The organism is Sinomonas atrocyanea, from assembly GCF_030811715.1.
GTDB lineage: Bacteria > Actinomycetota > Actinomycetes > Actinomycetales > Micrococcaceae > Sinomonas > Sinomonas atrocyanea_A.
Map to the genome: position 1 here is coordinate 193,259 of NZ_JAUSRH010000007.1, position 20,909 is coordinate 214,167.

Below are 20,909 nucleotides of genomic sequence, written 5' to 3' on the forward strand. Positions count from 1 at the left end.
GTGCACTTCCGCAGCTCGGCCTTCCGGGGAGCAGTCCGCCTCTCGCCCAGAAGTGCCCGGAACACGCACTTCTCGACGGGACCGGCACTCCTGCCCGCGATCGCCCATGGATCCGCAGCCCCGCACACCCCCGCCCCCACCCACGAACAGCACGGTTCCCCAGACAACCGGAACCGCCCGGCCACTAGAGTTGACCCATGAACGTTGACGAGACCGACCTCCCAGGGTTCGGGGTCCGCAAGGACTTCATGACCCAGTCGGGCCGCCGGCTCGGAGTTGTCACGCACCGCGACGGAGGCACGGAGCTCATCGTCTCCGCGTGGGACGACCCGGACACGTGCCAGGCGAGCATCCCCCTCACGGCCGACGAGGCCACCACCCTCGGCAACCTGCTCGGCGGCCAGAGGATCGTCATGCAGCTCACCGAGGAGCACCGCGAGGTCCCGGGCATCTCCACCCGCCAGTTCCACGTCGCGGCCGAGTCCCCCTACCGGGACCTGCCCATGGGAAAGGCCGCGGTCCGCACCCGCACCAACGTCTCGATCGTGGCGATCATGCGCGAGGGCGAGGTGCTCGCGGCGCCGGGGCCCGACGTCGTGCTCCGGACCGGCGACCTGATCGTGGCCGTCGGCACCGAGGAAGGCCTCGACCGGGCAGCCCAGATCCTCCGCAACGGCTGAGCCGCGATGGACCCCATCGCACTGACGCTGATCGAACTGGGGGCGGTCGTCTTCGCCTTGGGGCTGCTGGCGCGCCTGGCCGGCCGGATCGGCATGTCCCCGATCCCCTTCTACCTCGTGGGCGGCCTGGTGTTCGGCGCCGGCGGCCTCATCGACCTGGGCGGCGTGCGGGAGTTCGCGCACCTGTCCGGGGAGATCGGCGTCATCCTGCTCCTGCTCATGCTCGGGCTGGAGTACACGGCGCAGGAGCTCGTCACCGGCCTGAAGACGTCGTGGCAGGCTGGCGTGATGGACCTCGTGCTGAACTCGCTGCCCGGGGCGGCGGTCGCCCTGCTCCTCGGGTGGGGCGGCGTCGGAGCCCTCGTCATGGGCGGGGTCACCTACATCTCGTCCTCGGGGATCGCAGCCAAAGTCATCACCGACCTCGGCCGGCTCGGCAACCGCGAGACGCCCACCATCCTCGCGATCCTCGTGTTCGAGGACCTCGCCATGGCCATCTACCTGCCGGTCCTCACCGCGACCCTCGCCGGGGTCAGCTTCCTCGGGGGGCTGCAGACGGTGGGCATCTCCCTCGTGGTCGTGACCGTGGTCCTCATGGTCGCGCTGCGGCACGGGCACCACGTCTCCAAGGCCGTCCACAGCGAGAACTCGGAGGTCTTCCTCCTCAACGTCCTCGGCCTCGCACTCCTCGTGGCAGGCCTGGCGTCGGCGATGCAGGTCTCCGCGGCCGTGGGCGCGTTCATGCTCGGCATCGCGATCTCGGGCACCACGGCGCACCTCGCCTCCCGCCTCCTCGAGCCCCTGCGCGACCTGTTCGCCGCGATCTTCTTCGTCGCGTTCGGCCTCAACACCGACCCGGCCACCATCCCGCCGGTGCTCGGCTGGGCGCTGCTGCTTGCGCTGGCCACCGCGGCGACGAAGCTCGCGACCGGTTGGTGGGCCGCGGCCCGGGCCGGGGTGGCGGTGCCGGGGCGGGCGCGCGCTGGGGCGGCACTCATCGCCCGCGGCGAGTTCTCGATCGTCATCGCGGGCCTCGCCGTCACCGCGGGTGCGGTCAACAGCGAGCTCGCGGCCCTCGCGACCGCCTACGTGCTGCTCATGGCGGTCCTCGGACCCCTCGCGGCCCGCTTCGTCGAGCCGGTCGTCAAGGCGGTCCGCCGTCCCCGCGCCCGCAAGGCCGCCGCGGAGGCGTCCTCCTGAGCGTGCCCGGCGGCACGGCGCACGACGCCGGCCACTCGCCCGGGCGGGGCCGCCCACCCGTGGCGACCACGCGGCGTCGGACTTAAACGCCCCCGCAACCGGGGCGAAACACCGCCCGGTTTGGATGGGTGCATGAGCATCTTCACGCACACGCCCCCTCCGTCCGAGCTGGCCTGCGACGTGTGCGGCCGGTACCCCGAGCCGCCCAAGCTGAGGCTGCTCCTGGCCAATGTCGCGGCGACGCTCCCGATCGAGCTCGCGGCCAACGCGCTCTTGGTCGGCACGCACTGGCCGCTCGCCGTGCAGGTGGTGCTGCTGGCGGTGGTCTCGACGGCCCTGGTCATCTGGGTCGCGGAGCCCGGCGCGCGGCGGCTGCTCCGCTCGTGGCTGCACGCCCCGGCGCTGCGGCGGCGGCGCGAGCTCGACGTCGCACCCGCGCTGTGGCGCGCCCGGGCGACTCTGGCGGACATGCCGGGGGCGCTCGAGCACCTCACGCACGCGCTGGCCGGGCTCGGGGTGAACATCCTCTCGATCCAGGCCCAGCCCGTGCGCGGCGGGGTGGTCGACGAGCTGGTCCTCTCGGCCCCCGGCGGCCTGACCGAGGCCGATCTGCTCGACGCGCTCGCGGACGGGGGCGGGGCGGGACCGCGGGTCTGGCCCACCACCCCGCTCGCCCTGGCCGACGCGCCCACGCGGGCGCTCTCGCTCGCCGCACGGGTCGCGGCCGCGCCCGCCGAGCTGCCGTACGCGGCCGCGGAGCTCCTCGGGGCGCAGCGCGTCGCGGCCGAGAAGGCCCTGCCCGACGCATGGCATGCCGCCAGGACCGTGCTCAAGGTGCCCACGCCGTGGGACGCGCCGCTCGTGCTCATCCGCCCTGGCGTGCCGTTCACGCCGGCGGAGGAGGCACGGGCGGCCCGGCTCGCCGAGCTGGCCGAGGTCGTGGAACGCCAGCGCGCCGCCTCCTGACCGCTGAGGTCACCCCCCAGGAGCCCGACGTCACCCCCCAGGAGCCCGACGTCACCCCGTGGACGCGCGAGGTCGGGCCTAGCGGACGATCAGCACATCCAGCGTCCGCGGCCCGTGGACGCCCTCGACGCGCTCGAGCTCGATGTCGCTCGTGGCGCTCGGGCCAGAGATGAGCGTGAGCGGCCGGGTGATGTCGAGCCGCGCGAAGCCTTCCGGCACGATCCCCACGATCGTCTCGACGGGCACCACGCACACGTGATGGTCGGGGACGAGCGAGATCGCGCGCCGACCCTGGTCCGCGGAACCGTCCAGCACGATCGTTCCGGTCTCGGCGATGCTCACCGCCGACCCCGTCACCACCGCGTCGATTGCATCGAGACGGTCGACGCCGAGCGGCTCCTCGGGCGAGTCGGTGGCCCTGCGCTCGGCGAGGCTCGGGTGCAGCCAGTCAGCCGGCAGCCCAGCGGGGGCCACGAACGTCTTGCCCTCGAGCCGAGTGCGGATGGCCTCAGGCAGATCGGCAGGGCCCACGACCTCGACCCGGGCCTTGTAGTCCTCGAGTCGGTCGACGAGAAGGTCGACGAGCTCGCGTTCGGTGAGGCCCGACGTCGTTCGGTAGCCCGACATCGGGACCGAAGCCCCGACCTCACGCACCCCCGGGGTGACCTCGCGCACCCCCGGGGTGACTTCGCGCTCACTCGGGGTGACTTCGCGCTCACTCGGGGTGACCTCGGCGGGGGCGGTGCCGAGGGCGGCGCGGATCCTCGCCAGGATGTCTTCGCGTGCGCTCACTGCTGCTCCTCGTCGGCGTGCTCCTCGTCGGTGTGCTTCTGGTCGGTGTTCCTCTGGGCCTTCTCGCGCTTGGCCCACTGGGCCCGGAACGACTCGGCGGGCGGGGCTGGGATGTCCCGGCTCTGCGTCCAGCCGGCGCCGAGGCCGGGCAGCCTCGAGATCACGCCGTCGCGCCCCGCGGCGGCCTTCCCGAGCGGGAGCCCGCGCTCCAGCAGGCCCATGCGCGCGCCGTCGGACATCGCCCAGGACGCGCCGGACATGGCGAGGTCGAACTGGGAGGGGAGCCGCCGCGCGCCCGGCCTGGAGCGGCGCGACTCGACGTCCTCGCCGCGCAGGTGCACGAGGATCTCGGGGATGTTGATCTTGACCGGGCACGCGTCGTAGCACGCCCCGCACAGCGAGGACGCGTACGGCAGGGAGTTGTTCTCCTCGGCCTCGACCCCCGTGAGCAGCGGCGAGAGGATCGCCCCGATGGGGCCCGGGTACGTGGACCCGTACGCGTGGCCGCCGGCCCGCTCGTAGACCGGGCACACGTTCATGCACGCCGAGCAGCGGATGCAGTGCAGCGCGGAGCGGCCGTGGCGATCGGCGAGCGCCCGGGTGCGGCCGTTGTCCAGCAGCACCACGTGCACGTCCTTCGGTCCGTCGCCCGCCGACGCGCCGGTCCACAGCGACGTGTACGGGTTCATCCGCTCCCCCGTCGAGGAACGCGGGAGCAGCTGCATGAACACGCCCAGGTCCTCGGCGCGCGGGAGGACCTTCTCGATCCCCATGACGGTGATGAGGGTCTCGGGCAGGGTCAGGCACATGCGCCCATTGCCCTCGGACTCGACCACTCCGAGGGTGCCGGTCTCGGCGATGCCGAAGTTGGCCCCGGAGATCGCCACCTTGGCCGAGAGGAACTTGCGGCGCAGGTGCGCGCGGGCGGCCATGGCGAGCCGGCGGGGCTCGTCGGTCAGCGCGGGGTCGACGCCGGGCATCTCGCGCAGGAAGATGTCGCGGATCTCGGTGCGGTTGCGGTGGATCGCCGGCACCAGGATGTGCGAGGGCTTGTCGTGGCCGAGCTGGACGATGAGCTCGGCCAGGTCGGTCTCGAACGCCGAGATGCCGCGCTCCTCGAGGTACTCGTTGAGGCCGATCTCCTGCGTGGCCATGGACTTGACCTTGACCACCTCGCCGATGCTCTCCCCGTCTGCGCCGGCGGCGCGCACCAGGCCCTCGACGACCCGGTTGGCCTCGGCCGCGTCGCGCGCCCAGTGGACCGTGCCGCCGCGCGCGGTGAACTGCTCCTCGAACTGGACCAGCAGCTCGGGCAGGCGGTCCATCGCCTCGGCCTTGATGGCCGACCCCGCCTCGCGCAGCTCCTCCCAGTCCGGCAGTTCGGAGACGACCTTGAGCCGCTTGTCCCGGATGGTGTGGGTCGCGTGGCGCAGGTTCGCGCGCAGCTGGCCGTTCTGCAGCTCGCGGCGGGCGTAGCTCGGGAACGGCTCGGTCTCGGAGATGTTCCCGAAACCGCGGGGCGGCAGTGCGGGCATGCCGAGGGACACCGCGCTCATCGCGCACCGCCGGGGGTCCCGGCGAGGGCCAGTTCGCCGTCGATGGTGAGCGGCTTCTCGCGGGTGGAGGCGAGCACCTCCGCGAGGTGGACGGTCCGCACGGGGCGGCCGGACGGCGTCGTGCGCTTCTCGCGGTGGAGGCCGCCGCCGATGTGCATGAGGCAGGAGGCATCGCCGCCCGCGCACGCGCCGGCGCCGGTACCGCAGATGTTCGCGACCTTGTCGGCGAGCATCGCCGAGGAGACGTCTGCGTTCTTGATCGAGAAGGTCCCGCCGAAGCCGCAGCACTGCTCGGCCTCGGGCAGGTCCACCACCTCGAGCCCCTCGACCGAGGCGAGCAGCGAACGCTGGCGGTCGCCGAGGTGGAGCAGGCGCATGCCGTGGCACGAGGGGTGGTAGGTGATGGTGCCCGGCAGGTAGGAGCCGAGCTGGGCAGCGGCATCGGTCACGCCGAGCACATCCGTGAGGAGCTGCGCGAGCTCGTAGGTCCGGGCGCCGACGGCATCGGCCCGGCCGGCGAGGGTGCTGTCCGCGCCCTTGAGCCCGTGCTCGACCGCCCAGTCCGCCACCAGGGAGTGCTGGTGCTTCACCGAGGCGACGCACGAGCCGGACGGCGCCACCGCCACCTCGTACTCCCCGGCGTCGAAGCCGGCCTCGAACGTGCGGACGTGGTTGGCGACGACGGGCAGCGCCTCGGGGAAGTAGCCCGAGTTGACGTGCATCTGGCCGCAGCAGGCCTGGCCGGCGGGGAACACGACCTCGTGGCCCAGCCGCTCCAGGACCTCCACGGTGGCCTGGGCGACCCGGGGGTACATCGCGTCGACGATGCAGGTCGCGAACAGCGCGATTCTCATGGGCGTCCTCTCCAGGCCGGGGAATCGCCCGGCCATGTGGTCTGACCATACTCTAGCAAGGTGTGCGCGGTCACACCATGCCCCGGCGGAACGGGAAGGTGATGTCCCGGAAGGCCCCTGCCTGCGCGTACTCCGGGCGCGGGCGGCCTCAGGGCCTCGTCCCCTCCGCGAGGAGCTCGAGGATATGCCGGTAGGGACGGGCGGTGGCCACAGCGGCGGGGCCCCGCTCCGGCGCCCGGCGCGCCGCGGGCGGGGGCCGGCGTCGTCCGTCCGCGGCGCCCGCGTGCGGCAAGATGGACCCATGCCTGAATCCGCCACCGGCCGGGCGCACGACGCCGTGCTGCGCCACATCGAGGACAGCCTCCGCTCGGGCGAGCTCAAGCTCGGCGACCGGCTGCCCGGAGAGCGCGCCCTGGCGGAGCAGTTCGGCATCTCGCGGGCGTCCGTGCGGGATGCGATCCGCTCCCTCGAGGTCATGGGCGTAGTCCGCTCCGCCACCGGCTCCGGACCCAATTCGGGCACGATCGTGGTCTCGGACCCGTCCTCCGCGCTCGGGGTGGCGCTGCGCATGCACGTGGCGAGCCACCACCTGCCGGTCAAGGACGTGGTCGAGGCGCGCATCATGATGGAGACCTGGTCGCTCGAGCACGCGGCCTCCGCCCCGTGGAGCCGCGAGCAGCTCGACGACGCCCGGCGCCTCCTCGAGGCGATGGACGACGACGCGCTGCCGTCCCAGGTCTTCACCCTCCTCGACTCCCAGTTCCACGTGGCCCTGAGCGCCCTCGCCGGGAACGTCGTGGTGAGCACCATGATGGAGTCCATGCGGGAGGCCATCCGCGGCTACATCGACGACGCCGTGGAGCGCCGCGGCGGCTGGGACGAGGCCGTGGATACCCTCCGCGAGCAGCACCGGGGGATCTTCGAGGCCGTCGAGGCGCGCGACGGCGAGCGCTCGGCCCGGCTCGTGCGCGAGCACATCGAGTGGTTCTACGCCCAGGCCCTCTGAGGCGGACCGGGCCCTGACGCCGCTCTCGGGGACGGCGCCCGCGGCCAGCGGCGGCAGGAAGTGCACTTCTCGCCGACAAGCGCCCGTTCGGGGAACTCCTGGGCGAGAAGTGCACTTCTGCACAGACCGCAGCGCGAGGTCGCGGCGGCCCCGGCGCCCGCCGAGGACGGCGCTAGATCCGGGTGCGGTGGAAGTTCAGGTAGCTGCGCGAGGCGGTGGGCCCGCGCTGGCCCTGGTACCGGTTGCCGTAGTCGCCGGAGCCGTAGGGGTGCTCGGCCGCCGAGGAGAGCCGGAAGAAGCACAGCTGGCCGATCTTCATCCCGGGCCAGAGCTTGATCGGCAGGGTCGCGACATTGGAGAGCTCGAGCGTCACGTGCCCGGAGAACCCGGGGTCGATGAACCCGGCGGTCGAGTGCGTGAGGAGCCCGAGCCGCCCGAGCGAGGACTTCCCCTCGAGCCGGGCGGCGATGTCCTCGGGCAGCGTCACCGTCTCGTAGGTCGAGCCGAGCACGAACTCGCCCGGGTGGAGGATGAACGCCTCGTCGGAGTCCACCTCGACGAGGCGCGTGAGCTCGGGCTGCTCCTGGGACGGGTCGATGTGCGCGTACTTGTGGTTGTCGAAGAGCCGGAAGAACCGGTCGATCCGCACGTCGACGCTCGAGGGCTGCACCATCACGGGCTCGTAGGGGTCGAGCCGGATGCGCTCGGCGTCGATTTCGGCACGGATGTCGCGGTCTGAAAGGAGCACGCCTCCAAAAGTACCGCAGCGGCCGCCCCATCCCGCTGCCGCAGCCATTGCCGGGCTGAGACAGGTGAGACTAGGGTGACCCTCGGGGTTGGTGGGATTCTGCGCCCGCCACGGGGAGGAACAACTCATGCGACGCTTCGTCATGGCCGTCGCCGTGCTGGCCGCCGCGGCCGCCGCCGTGCTCGCACCCGCTGCCGCACCGCCGTCGCCCGTCGCCGCGACGCACGACGCCGGCCCCCCACCCACCGCTTCCCCCTCGCCCGGGACCGTCACGTCCGACAGCCTCGACGTGCGCCTCGCGAAGCCGGCCGCCCGGCCCCAGGCCGCCCCGCCGCCGGTCGCCTCCATCGGCCCCGCCACCGGCCCGGCCGCGCTCGACCCGTCCGTGACCTCGGTGAACCCGCTCGCGGCGCCCATGGGCGACACGTCCAACCTGGTCCGCGACAGCAACTCGTCCCAGGTCCTCGCCGTCTTCAACGCGATCAACGCATGGCGCGCCCAGAACGGCCTCAAGCCCGTCCGCTACCACCTGAGCATCCAGGGGCTCGCCCAGGAGTGGAGCGACAGCATCGCGAGCCGCGAGGTGATCGAGCACCGGGCGAGCTTCTGGACGGACCCGCGGGCCCTCAACCCGGACAACGGCGCGGGCGAGGTCATCGCGGTGCGCTGGGACCGGGACGCCGCGCAGCTCGTGGAGTGGTGGAAGAACTCGCCGGCGCACAACGCGATCCTGCTCGACCCACGGATGAGCGTGGTGGGCATCGGCATCACCTTCACGAACGGCACGTACCCGGCCACGCCGAACCGGTACGCGATGTGGGGCGTGGTGGACTTCTTCGGCTACACGACGCTGCCGGCCGGGACCACGGCGGCGCCGGGCGGCTCGACCGGGGGGACCCCGACGCCCACCCCGACACCAACGCCTACGCCGACCCCCAGCCCCACGACGCCGGCGCCCGTTCCGGTCAACCCGCCGCCCGGCGGGTCGGTGACGCCCGGCGGCGCTGAGCTGTGTGCCCCCCCCGGCCGCTTCCAGCCCACCACGCAGGACACCTCCCGCGCCTCGCTCCACAGCGCGGCGGACGTCGTGGCGCTGAACTCGGGCGGGTCGATCGTCGCCTACCCGGCCACGGCAGGGAAGCTGGGCACCGCGCCGACCACCCTCGGCACAGGGTTCGGCGGCGCCACGTCCGTGCAGAGCGTGGACTGGGACCGCGACGGCATCCTGGACCTCCTCGTGCAGTGGGGCGACGGGCGCCTGGTCCTCTACCCGGGCCTCGCGGGCGGCTCGTACGGCGCGCCCACGACCCTCGGCCAGTCCGGCTGGAACACCATGACGCTCGCGACGGGGCTGTGGTGCGCCGCCAACCGGCTCCCCCAGCTCCTGGCCCTGGACCCCTCGGGCAACCTGTACCTCTACCCGAACCGCGGGACCGGGGACGTCCACGAGCGGGCCCTGCTCGCCACCGGGGTGCCCGCCGGGCGCCTCGCGATCCTCGACGCGAGCGGCGACGGCCTCGAGGACCTCGTGGTGCAGCGCTCGGACGGCGCGCTCGTGCTGTACCGCTCGCTCGGGCAGGAGCAGCTCGTGAACGAGGCGCGCCCCGTGGTCGCCACCGCCGCGGGCACCACCGGCCCGATCCGGGTGCTGCGCGACCTCGACGGCGCCGGGAGCGTGGGGATCGCAGCCCTGCGCACGGACGGCTCGCTCGCCTACTGGCCCGTCGCCAGCGGCAAGTTCGGCGCCCCGCGCGTGCTCGCCACCGGCTGGTCCGGCCTGCGCCTGGGCTGACGCACGGCGCGGGCTACCGTTCGAGCGCGGCCTTGAGGTTCTCGAGCTGGGCGACCTCGTGGTCCATCGTCTTCTGCACCATGGCGCCCATGAGCTTGAGGAGCCCGGTCGGCTCGAGGGAGAGGGCGAAGGAGACCTTGGTCCCGCCCGGTTCCGGCATCAGGAGGAACACCCCGTGCGGCCGGGCGGGCCCGGCGATGACCTGGAAGCGGAGCACCTCGCCGGGGCGCCCCTCGGTGATCTCGTAGTCCCCGTCGATCTCGTGGCCCCCGGGACCCGCGATCCGCTGCGCATACACCGCGCCCTCGCGGCCTGCAGGCCCCGACGCGTGGGTGACGGAACGGACGCCCGGGCGCCACACCGTGTTGTTGAGGCCGTCGGCCAGGAAGGCGTACACATCCTCGGGGGTGCGCCGGACCAGGACGGAGTATTCGGCCGCTGCCATGGGCGAACGCTAGGCCGGTGAGCTGGGATTCGGCTGGGAGCCCGGCGCGGTGTCCGAGGCGCCGCCGCCGAGCTCCTCGCGCAGCTCCGCGCGGCGCCTGGGGGACATGAACGCGGCGCGCATGTGGTCGTTGGTCAGCACGTCCGCGACCCCGATCATGAGCACCGCGAAGACGATCTGCTCCACCACCATCCAGTACGGGTACAGGCCCGGGATGGTGGCGACGACGAGCGAGACGACGGGAAAGATCTGGCTGAAGAGGCGCAGGCGCTGGTAGCCCCAGTAGTAGCCGTGGCGGGCGCGCCAGGCGAAGAAGAACAGCGTCAGGGTCATCAGGAGCACGACCACGCCGCGGAACCAGGCCGCGAACCCGACGTCCGTGCCGCCCGTCTGGAGCACGACGGCGATGGCCACCGCGGCGAGCCCGACGGCGACCTCGGCGAGCAGGATCCAGTAGACCCATTGGAACGCCCGCTGGGTCTTGGGGTGCTCGAGCTCGTGCCGGTCCACGATGAAGTGGCCGTGGCGGCCGCCGAAGGTCCTGTCGATGTCGACGCCGAGGATGCGCAGTTCAGGCATGGCATCAACGCTAGCGCCGCGGACTGTGCGGCGGCTGGGCCCGGGGTCGTCCCTTCGGCTGATTCCCCGACGTCACCCCGTGGAACCCCGACGTCACCCCGCACGCGCGGCCGCCCGCCGCCCCCGGGCCCACAGGGCCGCGCCGGCTCCGAGCGCCGCGGGCCACGCGAGGTACCACCCGCAGGTCGCGGCGATGGCCGTGACGGCGGCGAGCCCCGCGGCCGCGACGGCCCGCTGGCCGCGACCGGGCAGGAGCCGCAGCGCCGCAGCAAGCCCGGCGACGTACACCGAGACGATCGCGGCCGTCACGAGCCGGACGAGCACCTCGGTCGTGTCCGTTCCGCCCCCGAGGACCACGAGCCCCGCCGTGCTCAGCGCCGTCACAGCCAGAAGTGCGTTCCGCCCCCGCCCGAACCAGCCCGGCAGCGACCCCGTCTGCCCGAGGGACCGTCCCAGCTCCGCGGCGCCGGTCGCGTAGCTCGTCAGCGTGCCGAGCGTGAGCACGACGGCGAGCGCGGCCGTGAGCGCCTCGCCCACCGGTCCGAGGGCGTACCCGAGCAGGGCCGCCAGCGGGGCGTCGCCGCCGGCCCCGCTCCCGAGCGCGAGCACGGACACGGCCGCGAGGGCGAGGTACAGGGAACCGACCAGGGCCAGGGCGAGCGCCGTCACGACGCCGAGGTCGCGCTCGGGATTCCGGAACTGGCCGCCGAGGTAGCTCATCGCCTCCCAGCCGGCGAAGGCCCACACGATCAACGCCGCCGAGGACGGGACCGCTCCCCAGCCGTGCGTCGCGAACGGCTCGAGCCGGCCCGGGTCGGCCCGCGTCAGGCCGGCCGCGATCGCCACGACCATCACCGCGAGGATCGTGCCAGCCAGGACCAGCTGGAGCGCCGACGATGTCCGCACGCCCGCCCAGACGGCCCCGAGCACCGCGACGGTGATGCCGCCGGCCACGGCCAGGGCCGCCCAGCGCGGAGCCCCGAGGGCGTGCGCCGCGTACTGGCCCGCGAACAGGGCGGAGGCGGGGATCCCGAACGGGATCGTGAGGTAGAACCACCAGCCGGACGCGGTCGCCCAATAGTCCCCGAAGGCGCGGCGCACGTACGTCGACACTCCCCCGGCGTCCGGCAGCCTCCGCCCGAGCGACGCGAAGGTCCAGGCGATGGGCACCGAGGCCAGCACGAGTCCTGCCCACGCGAGCAGGCTCGCCGGCCCGGCGGCGCGGTAGGACAGCGCGGGGAGGGCGATCACCCCGGTGCCGAGGACCGCCCCAAGGTAGTAGGCGAGGCCCCGGACCCGGCCGAGGGTCCCGGCTCCGGCGGTGCGGACTGCGGTGTCAGCGCTCATGCCCCCACGCTAGGAATCCGCGCCCCGGTTCACGAGTGCGTTCCGTGCCGCGGAGCGCTAGATTTGTGCCATGGCACCGATCTCAGCGTCGCCCGCCGCCCACCGCGTGGGCCTCGTCCTGACGGACAACCTGCCGATCTTCGAGCTCGCGGTTCCGTGCGAGGTGTTCGGCATCGCCCGCCCGGACCTCCACGACCCGTGGTACGAGCTCACGATGGTGCGCGGCGAGCCCGGCGAGATCGCGACGGCCGGCGGCCTCGCGCCGTCGTCCGCCGCTCCGCTCGCGGCGCTGCGGGAGATGGACACCATCGTGGTCCCCGCGTGCGAGCGCAGCCTCCAGGTGGAGGGCGCCACGCATGCCCCGCTCCTTGCCGAGCTCCGCGCCGCGGCCGGGCGCGGGGCGCGGATCGCGTCGCTGTGCTCGGGCGCGTACCTGCTGGCCCAGGCCGGGCTCCTCGACGGGCGGGACGCCACGACCCACTGGATGAACTGGGAGGACTTCGAGGCGTCCTTCCCGCGGGTCCGGCTACGGCGGGACGTCCTCCTCACCTCGGACGCCGGCGTCTACACGAGTGCTGGCACGGCGGCCGGGATCGAGCTGTGCCTGCAGCTCGTGCGGGAGGACTTCGGCGAGGCCGTCGCTGCGAGCGTGGCGCGGCGCATGGTCGTGGCGGAGCGGCGCGGCGCGGCCCAGTCCGAGTACCTCGAGTCGGTGGCGCGGCCGCTCGCCCCCGACCCGCTCCGGCACGCGATGGACTGGGCCGAGAAGAACCTGCACGCCCCGATCGGCCCGGACGCGATGGCGCGCCGGGCGCGGATGAGCCGCCGCACCCTCTACCGGCGGTTCGAGGCGGCCGCGGGCACGTCGCCGTCGCAGTGGCTGCTCGAGCGGCGCATCGACTCGGCGCGTCGGCTCCTGGAGGAGACCGACTTGCCCGTCGAGCGGGTCGCGGAGCGCGCCGGGGTCGGCTCCGCGGCGAACCTGCGCGCGCACTTCGCGCGGATCGTGGGGATGTCGCCCTCCGCCTACCGCGAGGCGCAGCGCCGGGACGCACGACGCCGCGGCGCCGCCTGACGCGTCCGGCCCGGCCAGGGGCTGACGCCTCCGGGCAGCGGTGCGCGGACCACCCGCGCGCGTGTTGTAAGCTGGGTGAAGCCCTTCGGGGCAACGCGGCCGTAGCTCAATGGCAGAGCGCTCGCTTCCCAAGCCAGATACGCGGGTTCGATTCCCGTCGGCCGCTCTCTTCCGCCCCCGGTTCACTGGACCGGGGGCTTTTCCGTGCCGGCCTCCCGCCCCGCGGCGGGCGGGCTCCGCGCAGAAGGCGGCAGGCCGGCGTCGTGCGTGGGGGGACGCACGACGCCGGCCTGCTGCCTCGGGCGGCCCGGCTCACCCCGCCGGGCGCCTCCGGAGCCAGAGCGCGAGGCCGAGCGCGGCCAGGGCCGGCACCGCGCCCGAGACGAGCATGGCCAGGTGCGCGCCGAGGTACTCGGCGAGGCCGCCGAGCATGGGGCCGCCGAGGGCCTGGCCGCCGATGAGCACCATCGTGTACAGGCTCATGACCCGGCCGCGGATGCCCACGTTGGCGCTCGTCTGCACCATCTGGTTGGCCGAGGTCAGGAACGTCAGGGCGCAGAACCCGGAGACCGCGACGAGCGCGCAGAACAGCGGCAGCGAGGGCGCGAAGGCCGCCACGGCGAGCATCGCGCCGTACAGCCCGGCCCCGCCCACCACGGTGCGCAGGCGCAGCTGCAGGCGCCGGGCCGAGGCGATCGCGCCGGTGAGCGCCCCGACGGCGACCATGGTGTTGAGCAGTCCGTACCCGCTCGCGCCGATGCCGAAGACGTGGTCGGCGTAGGCGGCGAGGAGGACCGGCAGGCTCATCGCGAAGAGGGACACGACGCCGGCCATGACCCACGGCCAGCGGATGGTGGGCTTGCGCCAGGCGTAGGCCACGGCCTCGCGGAGCATGCCGCGCGCGGCCGGGGTGGGCGGGGCGACCACGAGCTGGTCCTTGCGCAGGAGCGAGAGCATGACGGCGGTGACGCAGCACGCGAACGCGTTGACCACGAACGCCCAGCCCCCGCCCACGGCCGTGAGGAGCCAGCCAGCCACGGCCGGGCCGATGAGCGCGCCGAGCTGGAAGTTCGTCGAGTTCACGCTGATGGCGTTGCGGAGGTACCTGGGGCCGACGAGCTCGTTGACGAACACCTGCCGGGCGGGCTGGTCGAGCACGGTCACGAGGCCGAGCACGAGGGCGATGCCGTAGACGTGCCACACGGCGAGCGCGCCGGTGAGCGCGAGCGTGCCCAGCGCCGCTGCGCACGCGCCGGCGCCCAGGGCGCAGATCTGCAGGAGCCGGCGCTTGGAGAACCGGTCGGCGACGAGGCCGCCCCAGGGGCCGAGCAGGAGCACGGGCGCGAACTGCAGCGCGACGGTGACGCCCACGGCGGTGACCGAGCCGGAGAGCTGGAGGACGAGCCAGTCCTGGGCGATGCGCTGCATCCACAGCGCCACGACGGCCACGAAGTGGGCGGCCGCGAACAGGCGGAAGTTGGGGACGCTGAGGGAGATGAAGGTGTGCCGCCACGGCAGGCGCTCCGCGGCCACGGCGAGGGGCCCGGTGGGCGGGAACGCAGGGCGGGAGGGCTGGGAGAAGCCGGGGAGCGAGGGCTGGGGTTCCGAGCTGGCTGACGGCAGGGCTGGGCTGGGCGAGGTCACGGAAGAGTCCTGGTTTCGTTCGGGAGGGCCGGTGTCGATCGACTTCCTCCACCGTAGGCTCGCGGAAAAGGATTGTGGAAGGCTATTTCCCCTCTAACTGCTATTGCGTTGTGCAATGCGCTCACGGAGGATGGCCCCATGGCCGCCCCCACCTTCGATCCCGCCCACCTGCGCAGCTTCCTCGCCGTGGCCGAGCACCTGAGCTTCACGCTCGCGGCCGAGCGGCTCGGGCTCGCCCAGCCCACCGTCAGCCAGCACGTGGCCAAGCTCGAGAAGGCCGCGGGCCGGATGCTCCTCGTCCGCGACACGCACGGCGTGCGGCTCACCGACAACGGCGACGCGATGGCCGGCTTCGCCCGCGCCATCCTCGCGGCCCACGACGACGCGGCGCGCTACTTCCGCGGCGAGGCGATGCGCGGGCGCCTGCGCTTCGGCACGGCGGACGACCTCGCGATCACGGGCCTGCCCAAGATCCTGCGCGAGTTCCGCCGCGCCTATCCGCAGCTCAACCTCGAGCTCACGGTGAGCCAGAGCGACGACCTCTACCGCCGCCTCAAGGCAGGACAGCTGGACCTCGTGTTCATCAAGTGGGTGGCCGGGGCCCAGGACGGCACGGTGGTGCGGCACGACTCGTTCTCCTGGGTGGGCGTCGAGCAGACCGCGCTGGATCCCGCCGACCCGGTGCCGCTCGTGGTGTACCCGGCCCCGAGCCTGTCCCGCAGCCTGGCGATCCAGGCGCTCGAGGCCAGCGGGCGGACGTGGAAGGTCACCTGCAGCACCAAGCAGATCGCCGGCGTGCTGGCCGCCATCCGGGCCGGGCTGGGCGTCGGCGTCATGCCCACCACGCTCGTGCCCGACGACCTCGCGGTGATCACCCACCGCTTCGACCTGCCCCCGGTCGGGGACGTCGACTTCACCCTCATCCGCAATCCGCTCGCCAACTCCGCCGCGGCCGACGCGCTCACGGACGCGATCCTGGGCCGCGTCCTGAGCCGCAGCTGAGCTTCACGGCCGACGCGCCAACTGGCGGCGACAAACATCAGACGTCTACCCTTTGAGCATGCCGCCCGAGACCGAGACCCTCACGCCTGCCCGCACCCACGACGTCCTCGACGAATCGCTCGCCCCCGAGCTCGACGCTCACGTCCCGGCGGAGGCACCCTCCGGCCCCGGCCGCCGCCGCGCCGCCGTCCTCGCCGTCGCGGCAGTGGTGCTCATCGGCCTGAACCTGCGGGCCGGGATCGCGAGCGCGTCCTCGCTGTACCACGATCTGAAGCTGTTCCTCGGCTACGGCCCGCTCGTCGCGGCGGCGCTGCCCGCCATCCCGGTCGCCTGCTTCGCCGTCGCGGGCGGTGCCACGGCGTGGCTCACCGCGCGCCTCGGGCTCGAGCGCGCCATCGGGCTCGCCCTCGTGCTCCTCACCGCGGGCCTCGCCGTGCGGTCGGTTCCCGCCGAGGGCATGCTGCTGGCCGGCACGGTGGTGAGCATGAGCGGGCTCGCGGTCTGCAACGTCGCGATGCCCTCCTTCATCCGCGAGCACTACGCGCACCGCACGTCCGGCATGACGGCGGCCTACACGGTGACGATGTCCCTCGGCGCCACGACCGCGTCCGCGGTGGCGGTGCCCGTCGCGGACTCGCTCGGCTCCCCCACGCTCGGCCTCGGCGTGTGGGCGGCGCTGGCCGCCGTCGCCCTCGCGGCGTTCGCCCCGCTCGCCCTGCGCTCGCGCCGCCGGGCCGTCGCGGATCCAGCCCACCACGTCTCGCCGTGGTCCCTCCTGCGCACGCCGAGGGGCCTGCTCGTCACGGCGCTGTTCGGCGTGCAGGCCCTCCTTGTCTACACGATCATGGGCTGGCTGCCCTCGATCCTCGTCTCCCGCGGCATGGACCCGGCCATGGGCGGCCTCATGCTCGGGCTCCTGCAGCTCGTGAGCATGGGCGCCGTCGCCGGGCTGCTCGCCATGGCGGCCCGGCCGGGGCTGCTGCGCCCCGCGTTCCTGCTCACGGCGTCGGCCGCCCTGCTCGGCGCCGTCACGCTCGTGGCGTTCCCGCAGTGGAACATCCTCGTCCCGGTGGCGCTCATGGGGCTCGGCTTCGGCGTCTTCCCCCTGGTCATGGTGGTCATCAGCCGCAGCGGCAGCAGCGCCTCGGAGACCACCGCCCTCTCGACCCTGGCGCAGTCGCTCGGCTACCTCCTCGCGGCCGTGGGCCCCTTCGGCATCGGCCTCCTCCACGACGCTCTCGGCGACTGGACGGTGCCGCTGTGTGCCATGGTGGGGATCGCCGTCGTCCAGCTCGTGCTCTCCTACCGGCTCGGCGCGGAGCCGGGCGCCCCGCGGAGGCCGCAGCCGGCCCGGGCTGCCGGTGCCGCATGAGCGCCGGGCCCCCCAGGCGGCTGCCGCTGGCCCAGGAGGTCACCGAGGAGCTCCGGCAGGAGATCGCCTCGGGCCGCTGGCCGGTGGGGACCCGGATCCCGCCCGAGCCGCAGCTCATCGGACGGCTGGGCGTCTCGCGCGGCACGCTCCGCGAGGCGGTCAAGGCGCTCGCCCACGCCGGCCTGCTCGAGGTCCGCCGCGGCGACGGCACCTATGTCCGCTCGACGAGCGAGATGGCCGGCACGGCCCGGCGCGCCTACCGCGAGTACGGCGAGGAGAAGGTCTTCGAGGTCCGCTTCGCCCTGGACGCGCAGGCCGCGCGCCTGGCCGCCCGGGCCGCGGACGACGACGACCTCGCCGCCCTCCGCGCGCTCCTCGCCCGCCGCCGGGCGGCCTGGGCGGCGGGAGACGCCGAAGGCTGGATCGCCGCCGACTGGGAATTCCACCTCAAGGTCGCCGAGGCCTCGGGCAACCCGCTCCTGCACGAGCTGTACGGCACCTTCGGCGACGTCTTCCACGGCGTCAAGATGAAGCAGAGGCTCCGGGACGGGTTCGATGCGTGCCGCGAGGCGGGCCACGAGGACCTCGTGCGCGCGATCGCCGCGCGGGACGAGGAGACCGCAGCCGCAACGGTCCTGGACAACCTCCGCTACTGCACCACATGGATGCAGTGACCCACCCCACAGTGCGTCCGGGACGCACGGAGTAGAATCGAGGGCGATGAACCGCACAATGTTCAAGTCCAAGATCCACCGCGCCACGGTCACGCACGCTGACCTCCACTATGTGGGCTCGGTGACGATCGACCTTGACCTGCTCGAGGCGGCGGACATCCTGCCGGGCGAGCTCGTGTCCATCGTCGACATCACCAATGGTGCGCGCCTCGAGACCTACACCATTGCGGGCGAGCGCGGCTCCGGGGTCATCGGGATCAACGGCGCGGCCGCGCACCTGATCCACGAGGGCGATCTGGTCATCCTCATCACCTATGCCTCGATGAGCGACGCCGAGGCGCGCGAGTTCGTGCCCACGGTGGTGCACGTCGACGCGGACAACCGCATCGTGGAGCTCGGCACCGACCCCGCCGAGGGCCACGGCCCGGGCATGCTGCGCCCGCCGTTCGCGATCCAGGCACACCTGAACTAGTTCGCGGGCGCTCTCAGGGGCGGGCGCTAGGCTGGGGCCCGTGCCCCTTGGAAACCGTTTGCCATCCCTGTGCCACGGCGGCCGCCCGTGCTAGGCGTCCTCGAGGGGTTCGCCGTGGTCTGGGCGATCATCGGCGTCGGCTGGTTCTGCGCCCGCCGCGGGATCCTGGGGGACGGCGCCCAGGCGGTCCTGAGCCGCCTGTCCTTCTTCGTCGCGAGCCCGGCGCTGCTCCTCGAGACGCTCGCGCACTCCGACCTGCGGGCCGTCTTCTCCACGCACCTGCTCGTCATCGCCGTCAGCTCGACCGCGATCGGGGTCGTCTCCCTCATCGTCTTCAGGTGGCTCCGCGGACGCAGCACGCCCGAGGCGCTCATCGCCTCCATGAGCGCCTCCGTGGCGAACTCGGGCAACCTGGGCATCCCGATCTCGGTGTTCGTCCTCGGCGACGCGAGCTTCGTGGCGCCCCTGCTGATCTTCCAGCTGGCCCTGTTCACGCCCTCGTACCTCCTCGTCCTCGACGGGACGACCGCGACAGCGAAGCCGGGGCTGGCCCGCGCTGCCCAGTTCGTGCTTCCCATCGTGACGAACCCGAACATCATCGGGTCCATGATCGGGCTCGTGCTGGCCGCGACCCACTGGACTCCGCCCGAGCTCATCATGCAGCCGATCCACCTCATCGGCGGTGCCGCGATCCCCGCCATGCTCATGGCGTTCGGCATCTCGCTGCACGGGTCGCGGCCGCTGCGGGCCGACGAGGGCCGCCGCCTCGACACGGCCCTCGCCTCGGTGCTCAAGGTCGTGGTGCACCCCTTCATCGCCTTCGCGTTCGCCCGCTTCGCCCTCGGCCTGGGCGGCCACGAGCTGTTCGCCGCGGTGGTGACCGCGGCCCTGCCGACGGCACAGAACGTCTACATCGCGGCCCAGCGGTACCGGCACGGCATCGTCGTGGCCAAGGACACCGTGCTCATCACCACCGTCGTCGCCGTCCCGGCCATGGCCGTCATGGCGGCCCTCCTCTCCTGACGGGGGAGCGTCTAGGCTTCACCCATGGCTGAGACGAGTGGGGCGAAGGCCGGCGCAGCGAAGAGCACCGAGGAGAAGGTGGCCGCCCTCCAGAAGGGCTACACGTTCGAGGGCGCGACGATCGCCCTCGGTGCCGCCATCGTGGACGGCGAGGTGCGGTCCGAGGCGCAGGTCGCGCTGCCTCTGGGCATGATGAACCGCCACGGGCTCGTGGCCGGCGCCACCGGCACGGGCAAGACCGTGACCCTGCACATGATGGCGGAGCAGCTCTCCTCGGCGGGGGTGCCCGTGTTCCTCGCGGACATCAAGGGCGACCTCTCGGGCCTCGCGGCTCCGGGCGCCGGCGGCGAGAAGCTGCTCGCCCGGACCCGGGGCATCGGGCAGGACTGGGCCGCGGCCTCGTTCCCCGTCGAGTACCTCGCCCTGGGCGGCGACGGCGCGGGGGTGCCGGTGCGCGCCACCGTGACCTCGTTCGGGCCGATCCTGCTCTCGCGCGTCATGGAGCTGAACGAGACGCAGGAGTCGAGCCTCACGCTCATCTTCCATTTCGCGGACCAGCACCAGCTCGAGCTGGTGGACCTCAAGGACCTCCGCGCCGTCATCCAGTTCCTCACCTCGGAGGAGGGCAAGGACGAACTCGAGAAGCTCGGCGGTCTCTCCAAAGCAACTGCCGGTGTGATCCTGCGGGAGCTCGTGGGGCTCGAGGCTGCCGGCATGGAGAAGTTCTTCGGCGAGCCCGAGTTCGACACCTCCGAGCTCCTCCGCACCGCCGCGGACGGCCGCGGCGTCATCACCTGCCTCGAGCTGCCGAGCCTGCAGGGCAGGCCGGTCCTGTTCTCGACGTTCCTCATGTGGCTGCTCGCGGACCTCTTCCATGACCTGCCTGAGATGGGAGATGTGGACAAGCCCAAGCTCGTGTTCTTCCTCGACGAGGCACACCTGCTCTTCAACGGCGCCACGAAGGCGTTCCTCGACGCGATCACCCAGACCGTGCGGCTCATCCGGTCCAAGGGCGTAGGCATCTTCTTCGTCACGCAGACGCCCAAAGACGTGCCGGCGGACGTCCTCGGGCAGCTCGCCAACCGCGTCCAGCACGCCCTGCGCGCCTTCACGCCTGACGACGCGAAGGCCCTCAAGGCCACCGTCTCCACCTTCCCCGTGAGCGACTACGACCTCGAGGAGGTCCTGACGTCCGCGGGCATCGGGGAGGCCGTGGTCACCGTCATGAACGAGAACGGTGCCCCCACCCCAGTGGCGCTCACCCGCATGCGCGCCCCCGGCTCCGCGATGGGACCGGCCGACCCCGCCCTCGTCGCCGCCACGGTCCAGGCCTCGCCGCTCCTGCCCAGGTACGGCACCGCCGTCGACGGCGTCTCCGCCTACGAGAGGCTCCAGCAGGAGGAGGCCACCGCGCCCGCGCCCGGGCCCGCCCAGCCGCCCCCGCCGCTCCCCTCCCCGCGCCTCGAGCCGCCCGCACCGTCCCGGAGGGACGACGGCGGCGGGGTCGCCGACGAGGTGATGGGCGCCCTGGGCGGTGCGCTCGGCAGCGGCCTGCGCTCGATGATCCGCTCGGCCGGCACGCAGCTCGGGCGCGACCTCATGCGCAGCGTCTTCGGCACCGCACCCCGGCGCCGCCGCTGACCAGCCACGACCGCCGGCGCGGAGGCCATTGGTAGGGTATA

At 73.2% G+C, this 20,909-nt stretch carries 20 protein-coding genes and 1 tRNA gene; 13 read left to right on the forward strand and 8 right to left on the reverse strand.

Annotated features, from left to right (window positions below; all coding sequences use genetic code 11):
• Positions 1–197 precede the first annotated feature (197 nt).
• The 3 genes from J2W21_RS12765 (at position 198) to J2W21_RS12775 (ending at position 2,846) form a co-directional block, all read left to right on the forward strand.
• A complete protein-coding gene (locus J2W21_RS12765) occupies positions 198–680 on the forward strand; it encodes a cation:proton antiporter regulatory subunit (protein ID WP_066500560.1) in 483 nt (160 codons plus the stop codon).
• A gap of 6 nt (positions 681–686) precedes the next feature.
• Positions 687–1,880 carry a cation:proton antiporter gene (locus tag J2W21_RS12770; protein WP_307114884.1) on the forward strand — a complete coding sequence of 398 codons (1,194 nt, stop codon included), beginning with the start codon at positions 687–689 and terminating at the stop codon, positions 1,878–1,880.
• A gap of 132 nt (positions 1,881–2,012) precedes the next feature.
• Entirely contained in the window at positions 2,013–2,846 is an 834-nt protein-coding gene (locus J2W21_RS12775; protein ID WP_307114885.1) for an amino acid-binding protein, read from the forward strand.
• 78 nt (positions 2,847–2,924) lie between these two features.
• Here the strand turns inward: J2W21_RS12775 and J2W21_RS12780 are convergent, their stop codons facing one another.
• The 3 genes from J2W21_RS12780 to J2W21_RS12790 are packed head-to-tail and all read right to left on the reverse strand — an operon-like array spanning position 2,925 to position 6,048.
• Positions 2,925–3,638: a LutC/YkgG family protein gene (locus J2W21_RS12780; protein WP_307114886.1), complete on the reverse strand. Its 714-nt coding sequence runs from the start codon at positions 3,636–3,638 to the stop codon at positions 2,925–2,927.
• On the reverse strand, positions 3,635–5,194 hold the full coding sequence (locus J2W21_RS12785) for a lactate utilization protein B (protein ID WP_307114887.1): 1,560 nt from the start codon (positions 5,192–5,194) through the stop codon (positions 3,635–3,637). Before J2W21_RS12785 ends, J2W21_RS12780 begins: the two co-directional genes overlap by 4 nt.
• The gene (locus J2W21_RS12790; protein ID WP_307114888.1) at positions 5,191–6,048 is read right to left on the reverse strand and encodes a (Fe-S)-binding protein; all 858 of its coding nucleotides are present in this window, start codon (positions 6,046–6,048) and stop codon (positions 5,191–5,193) included. The genes J2W21_RS12785 and J2W21_RS12790 overlap by 4 nt, the downstream gene beginning before the upstream one ends.
• A 301-nt stretch (positions 6,049–6,349) precedes the next feature.
• Between J2W21_RS12790 and J2W21_RS12795 the strand changes: the two genes are divergently transcribed.
• Entirely contained in the window at positions 6,350–7,054 is a 705-nt protein-coding gene (locus J2W21_RS12795; RefSeq protein ID WP_307114889.1) for a FadR/GntR family transcriptional regulator, read from the forward strand.
• A 172-nt stretch (positions 7,055–7,226) separates the two neighbouring features.
• Here J2W21_RS12795 and dcd read toward each other — a convergent pair whose 3' ends face one another.
• Positions 7,227–7,802, reverse strand: a complete 576-nt coding sequence (dcd, locus tag J2W21_RS12800; protein ID WP_307114890.1) for a dCTP deaminase — start codon at positions 7,800–7,802, stop codon at positions 7,227–7,229.
• A gap of 127 nt (positions 7,803–7,929) precedes the next feature.
• On the opposite strand from dcd, the gene J2W21_RS12805 reads away from it, so the two are divergent.
• The gene (locus J2W21_RS12805; RefSeq protein ID WP_307114891.1) at positions 7,930–9,594 is read left to right on the forward strand and encodes a CAP domain-containing protein; all 1,665 of its coding nucleotides are present in this window, start codon (positions 7,930–7,932) and stop codon (positions 9,592–9,594) included.
• Positions 9,595–9,607: 13 nt separating this feature from the next.
• Here the strand turns inward: J2W21_RS12805 and J2W21_RS12810 are convergent, their stop codons facing one another.
• The 3 genes from J2W21_RS12810 to J2W21_RS12820 form a co-directional block, all read right to left on the reverse strand.
• Positions 9,608–10,039 (reverse strand): SRPBCC family protein, encoded by a 432-nt coding sequence (locus tag J2W21_RS12810; RefSeq protein WP_307114892.1) that lies wholly within the window; start codon positions 10,037–10,039, stop codon positions 9,608–9,610.
• 9 nt (positions 10,040–10,048) lie between these two features.
• Positions 10,049–10,618 carry a hypothetical protein gene (locus J2W21_RS12815; RefSeq protein ID WP_307114893.1) on the reverse strand — a complete coding sequence of 190 codons (570 nt, stop codon included), beginning with the start codon at positions 10,616–10,618 and terminating at the stop codon, positions 10,049–10,051.
• A gap of 93 nt (positions 10,619–10,711) precedes the next feature.
• Positions 10,712–11,965 carry an APC family permease gene (locus J2W21_RS12820; protein ID WP_307114894.1) on the reverse strand — a complete coding sequence of 418 codons (1,254 nt, stop codon included), beginning with the start codon at positions 11,963–11,965 and terminating at the stop codon, positions 10,712–10,714.
• Between the two features lie 70 nt (positions 11,966–12,035).
• On the opposite strand from J2W21_RS12820, the gene J2W21_RS12825 reads away from it, so the two are divergent.
• Together J2W21_RS12825 and J2W21_RS12830 are read left to right on the forward strand one after the other, a co-directional pair.
• On the forward strand, positions 12,036–13,040 hold the full coding sequence (locus J2W21_RS12825) for a GlxA family transcriptional regulator (RefSeq protein WP_307114895.1): 1,005 nt from the start codon (positions 12,036–12,038) through the stop codon (positions 13,038–13,040).
• A 95-nt stretch (positions 13,041–13,135) separates the two neighbouring features.
• Positions 13,136–13,206: transfer RNA gene (locus J2W21_RS12830), tRNA-Gly, on the forward strand.
• Between the two features lie 146 nt (positions 13,207–13,352).
• Here J2W21_RS12830 and J2W21_RS12835 read toward each other — a convergent pair.
• Positions 13,353–14,684, reverse strand: coding sequence for an MFS transporter (locus tag J2W21_RS12835; RefSeq protein WP_307114896.1), 1,332 nt, complete (start codon positions 14,682–14,684; stop codon positions 13,353–13,355).
• Positions 14,685–14,822: 138 nt separating this feature from the next.
• Here J2W21_RS12835 and J2W21_RS12840 point away from each other — a divergent pair, with 138 nt between their 5' ends.
• The 6 genes from J2W21_RS12840 (at position 14,823) to J2W21_RS12865 (ending at position 20,868) form a co-directional block, all read left to right on the forward strand.
• A complete protein-coding gene (locus J2W21_RS12840) occupies positions 14,823–15,686 on the forward strand; it encodes a LysR family transcriptional regulator (protein WP_307114897.1) in 864 nt (287 codons plus the stop codon).
• 58 nt (positions 15,687–15,744) lie between these two features.
• Positions 15,745–17,058, forward strand: a complete 1,314-nt coding sequence (locus J2W21_RS12845) for an MFS transporter (RefSeq protein ID WP_307114898.1) — start codon at positions 15,745–15,747, stop codon at positions 17,056–17,058.
• Entirely contained in the window at positions 17,055–17,732 is a 678-nt protein-coding gene (locus J2W21_RS12850; RefSeq protein ID WP_307114899.1) for a FadR/GntR family transcriptional regulator, read from the forward strand. Before J2W21_RS12845 ends, J2W21_RS12850 begins: the two co-directional genes overlap by 4 nt.
• Before the next feature lie 46 nt (positions 17,733–17,778).
• A complete protein-coding gene (gene panD, locus J2W21_RS12855; RefSeq protein WP_307114900.1) occupies positions 17,779–18,204 on the forward strand; it encodes an aspartate 1-decarboxylase in 426 nt (141 codons plus the stop codon).
• An 87-nt stretch (positions 18,205–18,291) separates the two neighbouring features.
• The gene (locus J2W21_RS12860; RefSeq protein WP_307114901.1) at positions 18,292–19,227 is read left to right on the forward strand and encodes an AEC family transporter; all 936 of its coding nucleotides are present in this window, start codon (positions 18,292–18,294) and stop codon (positions 19,225–19,227) included.
• A gap of 24 nt (positions 19,228–19,251) precedes the next feature.
• On the forward strand, positions 19,252–20,868 hold the full coding sequence (locus J2W21_RS12865; protein ID WP_307114902.1) for a helicase HerA-like domain-containing protein: 1,617 nt from the start codon (positions 19,252–19,254) through the stop codon (positions 20,866–20,868).
• Positions 20,869–20,909: the final 41 nt, after the last annotated feature.

Excerpts from the sequence above, each read along its gene's own strand:
- J2W21_RS12805 (WP_307114891.1), top strand. The coding sequence starts at position 7,930 with ATGCGACGCTTCGTCATGGCCGTCGCCGTGCTGGCCGCCGCGGCCGCC.
- J2W21_RS12820 (WP_307114894.1), bottom strand. The coding sequence starts at position 11,965 with ATGAGCGCTGACACCGCAGTCCGCACCGCCGGAGCCGGGACCCTCGGC.
- J2W21_RS12845 (WP_307114898.1), top strand. The coding sequence starts at position 15,745 with ATGCCGCCCGAGACCGAGACCCTCACGCCTGCCCGCACCCACGACGTC.
- J2W21_RS12825 (WP_307114895.1), top strand. The coding sequence starts at position 12,036 with ATGGCACCGATCTCAGCGTCGCCCGCCGCCCACCGCGTGGGCCTCGTC.
- J2W21_RS12795 (WP_307114889.1), top strand. The coding sequence starts at position 6,350 with ATGCCTGAATCCGCCACCGGCCGGGCGCACGACGCCGTGCTGCGCCAC.
- J2W21_RS12790 (WP_307114888.1), bottom strand. The coding sequence starts at position 6,048 with ATGAGAATCGCGCTGTTCGCGACCTGCATCGTCGACGCGATGTACCCC.
- J2W21_RS12775 (WP_307114885.1), top strand. The coding sequence starts at position 2,013 with ATGAGCATCTTCACGCACACGCCCCCTCCGTCCGAGCTGGCCTGCGAC.
- J2W21_RS12765 (WP_066500560.1), top strand. The coding sequence starts at position 198 with ATGAACGTTGACGAGACCGACCTCCCAGGGTTCGGGGTCCGCAAGGAC.
- J2W21_RS12865 (WP_307114902.1), top strand. The coding sequence starts at position 19,252 with ATGGCTGAGACGAGTGGGGCGAAGGCCGGCGCAGCGAAGAGCACCGAG.
- J2W21_RS12770 (WP_307114884.1), top strand. The coding sequence starts at position 687 with ATGGACCCCATCGCACTGACGCTGATCGAACTGGGGGCGGTCGTCTTC.
- panD (WP_307114900.1), top strand. The coding sequence starts at position 17,779 with ATGAACCGCACAATGTTCAAGTCCAAGATCCACCGCGCCACGGTCACG.
- J2W21_RS12850 (WP_307114899.1), top strand. The coding sequence starts at position 17,055 with ATGAGCGCCGGGCCCCCCAGGCGGCTGCCGCTGGCCCAGGAGGTCACC.
- J2W21_RS12810 (WP_307114892.1), bottom strand. The coding sequence starts at position 10,039 with ATGGCAGCGGCCGAATACTCCGTCCTGGTCCGGCGCACCCCCGAGGAT.
- J2W21_RS12785 (WP_307114887.1), bottom strand. The coding sequence starts at position 5,194 with ATGAGCGCGGTGTCCCTCGGCATGCCCGCACTGCCGCCCCGCGGTTTC.
- J2W21_RS12815 (WP_307114893.1), bottom strand. The coding sequence starts at position 10,618 with ATGCCTGAACTGCGCATCCTCGGCGTCGACATCGACAGGACCTTCGGC.
- J2W21_RS12840 (WP_307114897.1), top strand. The coding sequence starts at position 14,823 with ATGGCCGCCCCCACCTTCGATCCCGCCCACCTGCGCAGCTTCCTCGCC.